Source organism: Streptococcus oralis, assembly GCF_001579025.1.
Taxonomy (GTDB): domain Bacteria; phylum Bacillota; class Bacilli; order Lactobacillales; family Streptococcaceae; genus Streptococcus; species Streptococcus oralis_X.
The window spans coordinates 339,928-350,490 of record NZ_KQ970236.1 but is presented as its reverse complement, the minus strand read 5'-3'; the positions used below and the strand labels follow the sequence as shown (position 1 = coordinate 350,490).

The window sequence follows — 10,563 nt, the reverse complement described above, 5'->3', positions numbered from 1 at the left end:
TGTAATCACTACATTTTTCGCCATCTTATCCCCCTCTATCTGCTCTATCAAATACTGACAATTTCCTAGGCAGTCCAGTGTTTGGCTGGGTCAAATGGAGTTCCGACAACTTGGTCTTCTGATAATTCAATAACCCCACGTTTTTGCGGAGCATTTGGTAGATGCAATTCACGAGGGCTGCACATCATACCAAAACTCTTTTCACCGCGAAGTTCGCCTGGGAAAATGAGATTGCCTTTTGGCATCATCGCTCCAGGAAGAGCCACAATGGTTTTCAACCCGACACGTGCATTGGGTGCCCCTGCAACGATTTGCACTGTCTTGTCACTTGCAACGGCCACTTGACAGATGTTGAGGTGGTCGCTATCTGGATGGGCTACCATCTCGACAATTTCACCGACTACGAACTTAGGTTCCTTGTCATTGACAATTTCTTCTGTAAAACCTTCCGCCTGCAATTCTTGGTTCAAACGTTCTACTTGTTCATCTGTCAAAAAGACTTGACCACGCTCTACAATTTCAAACAAACTTGAAACTTCGAAAATATTCCAAGCAACTGTTTCCCCATTTTCTTTGATGAAAACACGGGCTACCTTGCCTTTGCGCTCCACGTCTAGTTTGGCATCTCCGCTGTTTTTCACGATGATCATAAGGACATCGCCAACATGCTCTTTATTATATGTAAAAATCATTCTTTCCTTTTCTCCTAATTCAGTTCTGCTAAAAAGTCGTTAATTTGTTGCTTGCTTTTACGGTCGCGATTGACAAATCGGCCGATTTCCTTGTCCTTTTCTAGCACAACAAGGCTAGGAATCCCGTACACATCCCAGAGTTTGGCTAGATCCATGTACTGGTCACGGTCCACTCGAATAAAGGTGAACTCTGGATTGGTCTCCTCAATCTCTGGCAAGGATGGATAGATATAACGACAATCGCCACACCAGTCCGCCACAAAAAGGAAGACCTTCTTGCCATCTTGCTCGACAAAACCTGCTAGTTCTTCTATACTATCGGGAGTAATCATAAGACTTCCTCCTCATAGACTAGGTCTTCATTTTCATAGACAAAGGTGTAGTGACGGCCATCCTCGAAAATGACTCCTCCGACCAGTCGCTCTAGACTACTTTCGTAGACTTGAACATAGAGAGTCGCAATCTCACCCATATCTGAGAAAAGTTCGCGCACGATAGCGGTCAACTCTTCTTGAGTCTTCATGAGTTTGTGGTTATCTGCTGCTTTTTTAGCCCCCAAAGCAAGGGCACTTAGACCAGCCACAGTCAAGCCAGTCATCCATAATTTCTTAGCTTTCATACCATTCATTGTAACACAAAAAGGGCTCTAGGACAAATAGGGAAGCCGTAGAAAAGCAAGTAAAAAGCCCCTTCCTTAAAGGAAAAGGACTTCTTATACTCAAAGAGCAAACTAGGAAACTAGCCGTAGGTTGCTCAAAACAGTGTTTTGAGGTTGTGGATAGAACTGACGAAGTCAGTAACCATACCTACGGTAAGGCGACGCTGACGTAGTTTGAAGAGATTTTCGCAGAGTATTATTCTTATTGCCAAGCGCCTGAGTTGCCAACGTAGTAGCCATCTGGTGTGTAGGTATTGCGAAGCATCTTACCTGATGAAGCTAGATAATACCACTTACCATTGTCTTTGACCCAATCATTCGCAATCATGGCACCAGAAGAACTTACATAATACCATTCTCCCTTGTCAAAAATCCAAGTGCTTGCTTTCATAGAGCCTGAAGTTGATAAATAGTACCACTTGCCTTGGTCGTAAAGCCAATCACTAGCAATCATAGCTCCTGATGATTTAAAGGCATACCAGTTGCCACCTTGATAGAGCCAAGTTTGATTAAACATAATCCCTTTATCATTCATAAAGTACCAAGTTCCATTGTCTTTAACCCAAGCATTTTGAACTAGTTGGCCTTGGTTTTGATAGTACCAATTTTGGTCTGATTTTAGCCAGCTTTCTGCTTTTACAATCGGATAAAGTTCTCGGAAGGCTCCTCCCCCCTTGTAGGAATGACTGATCGATTCTGGTTTTGTAAGTTTTAACTCACCATTGTCATGGTCTTTCCAAGCATAAACTTTTTGACCATTGATAGTCTCTGGTAAGGTAGCAGTGTAGGTCTTGGTTTGATAGTCCCATTTTGTATCAAGGTAGGTGTAATGGTCTTTTGATTCTTCAATACGGTAGTAGCCACTTTTCTCACCATTATATACATCATCTACCACTTTAGAGGACCAGGTCTTTACTTCATTTCCACTCTTGGCCTCGACCTTGATATCTCCTCTATAGCCATAAGGTACGTAGAAATTCAGGTAACGCCCCTCTGTACCGACCATAGACTTGTCCTTTTCTTGGCCTAGGAAATTGACTGTCTGATCTTGACCATTGAGACTGACCATCCACTCGATTTTCTCAGTTTTTGGCAAATCCAAGACTTTGATATCTACTTCATGGCCATTATTAAATCGAAGAATTTTGCCATCTTGATACTTAACCCCACCCTTAATAACCCATTCTTCTTCCAATTCGAATGCTTTTCCTGAATGAGGGAAAGCCAGTAAAGCTAAACCTGCTAGAAACAAACAAAATAGTGTGATTTTTTTCATTGTACATCCTCCTTAGGAATTATTATATTAATTATATCACTATCTATTTTTTTTGCAAATCTTATCCTAAATATGCTAGAAGAAACCTCTGAGATTCTTCTCAAAGATTCTGATTATGCTAATTACTATTCTCAACTGCTGCAGTAACAAAGGCGGTGTAGAGTTCTTCTGGACGGTTCGGACGGCTGGAAAGTTCAGGGTGATACTGACAAGCTACAAAGAATTTATTTTCAGGAATTTCCACGATTTCTACCAAACGATTATCAGGAGAAACTCCTGAAAAGACAAAGCCTGCTGCCTCAAACTGTTCACGAAAGGCGTTGTTAAACTCATAACGGTGACGGTGACGGCGTTGCACCACTTCTTGATTGTGATAAGCAGCTGCTGCCTTAGAGCCACGTTTCAACTTAGATGGATAAAGTCCCAAACGAAGGGTTCCACCCATATCCTCAACATCAACCTGGTCACGCATAATATCAATGATAGGGTATTTTGTATCTGGTGCAAGTTCAGCAGAATTGGCACCTTCAAGACCCAAAACGTGACGAGCAAACTCGATACAAGTCAACTGCATTCCCAAGCAGACACCCAACATTGGGACATCATTCTCACGCGCATAGCGGATGGCTTGGATTTTCCCTTCCGTACCACGTTGACCAAAACCACCTGGCACAATGATTCCGTCCGCATCAGACAAGAGTTCTGCTACATTCTCTGCTGTCACATCATTGGCATTGATCCAATTAATCTTCACTTCTGCGTCGTTGGCATACCCAGAGTGTTTCAAGGCTTCGACCACAGAGATGTAGGCATCTTGCAACTCCACATACTTACCAACAAGGGAAATATTGACTTGTTTCTTGAGGTTCATGACCTTGTCCACCATGGCTGACCACTCTGTCATATCCGCTGCTGGTGCATCTAGTTTCAAATGGTCACAGACAATTTGGTCCATACCTTGTGCCTGCAAATTCAATGGAATTTGGTAAAGATGTTCAACATCCAATGATTCGATAACGGCTTCTGGTGCTACATCACAAAATTGAGCTAATTTATTTTTAATTCCTTGACCAGCTGGTTTTTCTGTACGAATAACCAACATATTTGGCTGGATTCCCAAACCTCGCAATTCTTTGACAGAGTGTTGGGTTGGTTTAGTTTTCATTTCACCAGCTGCCTTGAGGTAAGGAAGTAGAGTTGTATGGATGTACATGACATTATCTGCACCCACATCTGCCTTCATCTGACGAAGGGCCTCTAGGAATGGCAAGGACTCAATATCCCCAACGGTTCCACCAACCTCTGTGATAATGACGTCAGAGTCTGTCGTTACAGCGGCACGTTTGATTTTTTCTTTCAAAGCATCTGTGATATGAGGAATGACTTGGACAGTTGCGCCAAGGTACTCGCCACGGCGTTCCTTGCGAAGAACTTCACTGTAGATTTTACCAGTTGTCACGTTGGAATATTTATTGAGATTGATATCGATGAAACGTTCATAGTGACCCAAGTCCAAATCGGTCTCAGCCCCATCATCTGTCACAAAGACTTCTCCGTGCTGGTAAGGACTCATGGTTCCCGGATCGATATTGATATAAGGGTCAAACTTCTGAATAGTCACTTTTAGACCACGATTTTTCAAGAGACGGCCTAGACTTGCTGCGACAATCCCTTTCCCAATAGACGATACCACACCACCAGTTACAAAAATATATTTCGTAGACATAGATTCCTCTTTCTAAAATGCTCAAGGTCTTGTTAACTACGAGGGGAGATAGAAAACAAGACCCTTATGAATAACGACTTTTCAAGAAAACCTCCTGAAAAACAAAAATAGCTCCCTAGTAACTAGGGAGCCCCGACCTCTAAAAGAGGTGCCCGAACAATATAATACCTCAAAGCAGATCATTTGTCAACCCGAATTGGTAAAAGATAAAAATAAGAAGATTACTTTCAGAAAACCAACTAAAAATCCGTATCCAAACGGATGACCCACTTAACCACTCTGATCAAGCAACAAAAAAGGAGATCCAGCGATCTCCTCTGTGAAGTCTTTTACTCTTCTTCACTCGTTTCAGCATCATCGTCAGAAAACTCGTCGTCTTCTTCGTTGAGATCCACGTCTTCACCCAAGTCATCTGGAGCGATTTCGTTGATTTCTGCATCGTAAGCTTCCACTTCATTTTTCTCATCATCTGGATTTTCATCATCATATGAAAGAGCTGGATCGGCTTCGTATGCATCTTCGTCTTCTGGATCATCTGCATTGTAGTCAATGGCATCTGAATCACCATCCATAAAGGCATTGACACGTTTTTTCTTAGCTTTTGGTGCTACTTCATCGTCGTCACTTTCTTCAAGAGCGATGATTTCTTCGTCGATTTCGTCTACACCATACCATGAACGAAGCCCCCATTTGTTGTCTCCGAGAGAGATGAAGCTACCGTCAAAGTTCAACTCTGTGTAGAACAAAGGCAAAGCTTCGCGGATATCGCTGTTTGATGTTCCAAGGTAGTTTTGAATTTCGTTTACAAGATCGCTAAAATGCATCTCATGATCGCGACCACGAAGTTCCAAGATAGCACGCGCTACCTCAATCATAGATAGTTCACTTTTTTCTTGCCCAGCAAATACTTCTAATTCCAAAGCGTTTCTCCTCATTTTTACTACTATCGCCAGAGCGAACAGACTCTGACCTCATTTTATCATGTACTCTTTATTGTACGATAATTTTGCAGAATAGTCAAAGGTTAAATGGGAGAAAGTGACAGGACTTTTTATTTCTTTGCGACCCAGCCGATAGCATCGTGAGGTGGGGTTTTGGTGTCAATCCAGATGAATTCAATGCCTATTTCCCCATTTTTAAACTTGGTCAATCGAATTCCGTTGATTTCCAGTTCATTGAGTCGTTGACCTGTCAAGACTTCTCGTTCTTTCAACTGGAAAACACCACGCAAGATCCAATTTCCAAGAATTTCTTGCTTATCAGTTGACTGAATCGCCTTGCCAGCTTCTTGGTTGATATAGGCATTGATGACATCTCCAGAAGGTAAGAAGCGTAGTTTAAAAGTTCTTTCTTCTTTGGGTAGAGCTAGTTTTTTAGTGCCGGGTTCAAAAGTTCCAAATCTAGGACCAAAGAAATCTGGTCTTTCATCGTGAAAGTTTTTCGAGTCAGGCAGAGGAATGTAAACCTCGCTAACTGGACGATAAACCAGCTGTTCAATTTCTTTAATGAGTTTTTCGTTGCCAGTATTGTGGACAAAGTTAATCAAGTCCTCACGAATAGCCTTCATCTGAGCTTTTTCTTCCTTACTGGTCCATTTCTTCAAGAGGATTTCTTCCAGAGAGAAGGTCACAAAAGCTAGTTCCTCTGGAGCCAGACAGTCCTTAAATTTATCCTGAATCTTTAAAATACGTGGCAGGCGATCTTTTTTGGCTAATTTTGAACCACCGTTAAAGGCATTGAAACCTGAGTTTTCTTCCACATTTCCATGTTTGTCTGTAATAACCCAAGAAACTGTTTCTAAGATATCGGATTGTTCCTTTTCAGCTGTCAGTAAATGAAGATTTTCAAAGAGAGAAAAAGGATCTTCGATATAATGGACGTCCCAAGTATCTACCACAATGTCTTTATTGTTAAAAGTCATGTGGAGCTGACTGTCAGCTGCCGTGTACTTGTAGTGATGTTGCCCATCCGTAAATCGGAAATTGGTTGGATTGTTTTTAGTAGTTGAGCCCTCAATGACCAGATTATCAATATCGACTGGTAAATAAGTCGTCTCCCCAACAAAAATCTTAGGATTTTCACCCTTTGCTGTCGGCATCAAAACATGGTAAACAGCTTCAACGTTGACCGAATCCGAGTTAAAACCCTTTATTTGTGCTTTAGAGGATTCAATTCTCTGATTCCTCAAAGTCGCAATCTTTCGAGCCAACTCTTCATAGCGTTGGTAGTTTTCCTTGTCTGCTGACTCTTTATCAGCAGCAATATCCGCATGAAACTTGATATCACCCAACAAGTCCGTCCAAGATTGAGAATCTTTCTTGAACTGGGCGATTTTTTGGTCTCCTGAATTAATCCCAAAAGACTTGATACCCACTAGATATTTATGATTTTCATCTACAACGACGGAAGCATCATAGGAAGTATTGGCAATATCTTCCCCTACGGCATTAAAGGCTTTTTGAAAAACAGTCTCCTGAAACTTGGAGTTAACAATCGGAGCGACATAATTCTCTGTTTGTCCCTCGTCTTCGGATTCTGCCTTTTGAGAGAAAGCTTGGCTCAAACTAGCGAAGTTGGTAATTAAGGTTTTATATTTGTCTTTTTGTTCAGATTTTAGATGTTCCCACATAAGCACCCTCTTTTCTATTTTCAGTATATCAAAAGAAGATTAGTTTTTCACTAATCCTCTTATATATTCGTTAATTAATACTGTAAAATTCGAGTTTACCTTGTTTTTTAACAAGTCTCAAATACTCTTCATCTGACAGAACGGCTAAACCATCATCATAAGCCTTGATTTTTTCAAGAGCCTGGTCATAGCTATCTACAAAATCCTTGACATAGGATTGCCCTTCAAACTGGCCGTTCATCTTGGTATAGATGATGGCGAATTTCCCAGAGCGGTCAAGTTGAGATTGTCCTTGGCTTTCGTTCAAAGCCTTGGCAACATTCTCTGCGATGCGTTTAATCACAGGAACAACTACGCTATTTCCTGCTTGCTTGTATAGCTGACCGTTAGAAACCCCTTCTGGAATTTTAAAGGACTTAGGATAACCTTGGACATTAAAGGTTTCTTTAGGAGTCAACTTACGAATCTCACCACTGTCTGTCAAAATCAATGGAACGTTGTGTCCACCTGTTCCCATATTTGCTGTTAGAGTAGGGACGACACCATTTTTATTTTCACGGACATACTGACGGCGCCATTGGTAAACTGTATCTTGACTGGTGACTTCAAACTTCAACTGGTCGTAGAAATTTTGCTTGCCTTCACGGTAGTAGTAGACCTCGTCTAGCTGATCACCAAAGTTAATCACATCCTGAAGAGTCGTAGTCAGCTTGATTTCCTCTGGGAACTCAAACAAGTCATAAGCTTCCTTGGTATCAAAACCAACAATATAGATCCGCTCACGGTTTTGTGGGATATTCCCATAGTCTTTCCCGTTAAGAACCTTCCACTTGATAAAGTAGTTGTTCTCAGTCAAGGCTTCACGAATAACCTTGAAGGTATTGCCATGGTCATGACCGACCATGTTCTTGACGTTTTCGATGAAAATAGCGCGAGGTTTGCATCCCTCGATCATGCGAAGCAATTCGAAGAAAAGATCCCCACGATCATCATCAAAGCCCTTGCGATAACCCGCAATACTAAAGGCCTGACAAGGGAAACCTCCCATAATCACATCCACTCGCTCGGCTGGAATATCCTCTGGCTGAACATCGTGGATATCACGACCATCCAAATAGGTATCTGGATGGTTTAACTGATAAGTCTGACGCGCATACTTATCAAATTCATTGGCATACACCACTCTGAACTCGTTGGTCTGTTCAAATCCCAACTCAATTCCCCCAACACCTGAGAAGAAAGCTGCAATGTTGTACTTCTCAGGTCGGTTCGAACTTACAGAATTTGTCATGTAGTAACCTGCTTTCTAAAATTTTACCTTTGGTTATATTAAAGAGATATCTTGTGAAATAATATATTTAAATGATAAAGTGATAATTATATGTCGTAATTATAAATAATTAATTCGCTCGCTGGAACTCGACAAGATCCATTTCTATTAATTTTTCTAGGGACATTAATTTTTTTAATTTTAAATATACTATCATCACTATATAAATCCAAGATTTCGTCAGTAAAGGAATTAGATACTAAAAATTTAATTCCTCTTTTATGAAGCTTGATACAAATATCTCTTAACTCCTTTTGTTTTTCAATTGGGAATCCTAATTCTGTGTATCCCGTGAATGAAGAGGAATTAAGTGGTAAATAGGGTGGATCAAAATATACAAAACTTCCTTTCCTTAGATGCTTTAGTGCCAACTTATAATCTCCCGTCATCATTTTTAAATCAGCTGTATTGAAGTAATAAGAAATACCATTAATCATTTCTTCATTTATTATCTGGGGATTCTTATGTCTACCATAAGGGGTATTGAATTGGCCCAGTTGATTTACTCTAAAAAGGCCATTGTAACATGTCTTGTTTAAGTAAATAATTCGAGAAGCTCTTTCTACATCTGTTAATTCACTAAAAGATTCCAACCTATCTAATTCTCGAATATTGTAAAAATAATCTTTAGAATTATTATTTTTGTGATTATAAAGATTATCAATGAGAGCCTGAGGATTTTCCTTAACAACTTTATAAACATTCATTAATTCTGAATTGTAATCATTAATAATCGCACGCTTAGGCTGTAGATCAAATAATAAGGCACCTCCACCTAAAAAAGGTTCAACATAAACAGTAATATCAGTAGGTAAATGTTCTCTGATTACATCTAGTAACTGTCTTTTCCCTCCTGCCCATTTTAAAATAGGTTTTAATCGAGTTGTTCCCATCACTAAAATACCTCATCAGAATAAAAAAATGAATTAAGTCTATCTAAAAGCCAACTTTTATTCATTCTTTCTCTATCTATATTTTGAGAAAGGTCACTTTTCATTTTTCCTTCTGGATAATTAATACTGTGATACGAGATAAATTCTTTAGTTAAATCCATAAGGTTTTTCTGTCCATGTTTGCTAGACAAAAACCTAACAAATTCTTGCTGTTTTGCAGAAAAATCTTCAGAAGTCTTCTTTAATGTTTCAACCAGTAAATCTTCGTCAAATACCATATCTTCAATTTCTTTACCACTATCAATACTATAAACTTCAATTTCAAAATTTCTAAATTTACTTATTTCACTATTAATCTTTTTCTTTGCTTTCTCCCCTGCTGGATCACCATCTAACAAGATAAATATCTTTCTATGTACCTGACTTACTTTATCTAAATACACTAGAATTGATACTACTGATTCTGCTCCACTTCCGACAAAATTAAAATCTAAATCATTTTCATCGTTCTTATATTTTTCATATCGTATTTGCGGTCGATATGGTTTTGACTCTAAAATATATTCAATATAATTTTTATCCGTCTTTCCTTCACATATTATAATTTCTCTGTGGTCATCTACTTCATCTAATAAACCATAATTTTTTAATACTTGATTTTTAATTTTATTAGTAAACTTGCTAACTACAGAATTTTTCACAATATCAAAATCATTCTTACTTCGTTGATATGATTGCTTCCTTTTACTCTGCCGAATGTTATAAAATCTAAAGATAGGATTATTCACTTCTTTTAAAAATTCTCGTGAATGAGTAGTTATGAATAACTGTAATTTATTGTTTTCATTATTCACTAGTTCTAAAATAGAATCTTTTAAACCTGTTGTTAAAAGTGGGTATAGAAAAGCTTCAGGTTCATCTAATAGAATTATTTTATTATGTTTCTGAAAAATCTCATTTAGTAAAAAGAATGTTAACAAAATGACAGATGTTCGTTGTACCCCTGCTCCTTTAGCATCAATAATCTGAGCGTAATCATCATCTAACTTCAACGAAATATTTTTCAGGAGAAATTCTGTGATTTTTGCTTGATCATCAATTACTAACTTTGGCTTTATTTCAATATGATTTTCTCTAAATAATTTAAACTCGTTATCTAAATCCGACTCGATATCATTAATATGTTCTTTAAAAGTACCTAGTAACAAATCATACTGTCTTTCAAACTCTTCTACAGTTTGTTTAATTTTTTTATGCTTTTTCTTAAAATACTCTAGTACCATATCGTTTAACAAAGAAAATGCCTGACTAGACAAGTCTTGGTCTGTTGTACTTAGATACACACATTTAAATTTGGCG

General features: G+C 38.8%; 10 protein-coding genes. All 10 read right to left on the bottom strand.

Annotated elements, in window-relative coordinates:
- Positions 1–65 precede the first annotated feature (65 nt).
- Positions 66–692 carry a YtpR family tRNA-binding protein gene (gene ytpR, locus SORDD27_RS07955; RefSeq protein WP_061428416.1) on the bottom strand — a complete coding sequence of 209 codons (627 nt, stop codon included), beginning with the start codon at positions 690–692 and terminating at the stop codon, positions 66–68.
- 14 nt (positions 693–706) lie between these two features.
- Positions 707–1,024: a thioredoxin family protein gene (locus SORDD27_RS07950; protein WP_061428414.1), complete on the bottom strand. Its 318-nt coding sequence runs from the start codon at positions 1,022–1,024 to the stop codon at positions 707–709.
- Complete coding sequence (locus tag SORDD27_RS07945; RefSeq protein WP_002875970.1) at positions 1,021–1,320, bottom strand: DUF4651 domain-containing protein; 300 nt, start codon at positions 1,318–1,320, stop codon at positions 1,021–1,023. Before SORDD27_RS07945 ends, SORDD27_RS07950 begins: the two co-directional genes overlap by 4 nt.
- A 232-nt stretch (positions 1,321–1,552) precedes the next feature.
- Positions 1,553–2,626, bottom strand: a complete 1,074-nt coding sequence (locus SORDD27_RS07935; protein WP_061428412.1) for an N-acetylmuramoyl-L-alanine amidase family protein — start codon at positions 2,624–2,626, stop codon at positions 1,553–1,555.
- A 118-nt stretch (positions 2,627–2,744) separates the two neighbouring features.
- Positions 2,745–4,352: a CTP synthase gene (locus SORDD27_RS07930; RefSeq protein ID WP_000105264.1), complete on the bottom strand. Its 1,608-nt coding sequence runs from the start codon at positions 4,350–4,352 to the stop codon at positions 2,745–2,747.
- Between the two features lie 329 nt (positions 4,353–4,681).
- Positions 4,682–5,272: a DNA-directed RNA polymerase subunit delta gene (gene rpoE / locus SORDD27_RS07925; RefSeq protein ID WP_000418415.1), complete on the bottom strand. Its 591-nt coding sequence runs from the start codon at positions 5,270–5,272 to the stop codon at positions 4,682–4,684.
- A 131-nt stretch (positions 5,273–5,403) separates the two neighbouring features.
- Positions 5,404–6,981: a hypothetical protein gene (locus SORDD27_RS10025; protein ID WP_061428410.1), complete on the bottom strand. Its 1,578-nt coding sequence runs from the start codon at positions 6,979–6,981 to the stop codon at positions 5,404–5,406.
- 70 nt (positions 6,982–7,051) lie between these two features.
- On the bottom strand, positions 7,052–8,272 hold the full coding sequence (dcm, locus tag SORDD27_RS07915) for a DNA cytosine methyltransferase (protein ID WP_061428408.1): 1,221 nt from the start codon (positions 8,270–8,272) through the stop codon (positions 7,052–7,054).
- 86 nt (positions 8,273–8,358) lie between these two features.
- Complete coding sequence (locus tag SORDD27_RS07910; RefSeq protein WP_061428406.1) at positions 8,359–9,204, bottom strand: DNA adenine methylase; 846 nt, start codon at positions 9,202–9,204, stop codon at positions 8,359–8,361.
- Positions 9,205–9,206: 2 nt separating this feature from the next.
- Positions 9,207–10,563: ATP-dependent nuclease (locus SORDD27_RS07905; RefSeq protein ID WP_196755632.1), on the bottom strand; the 1,357-nt coding region annotated here is incomplete at its 5' end.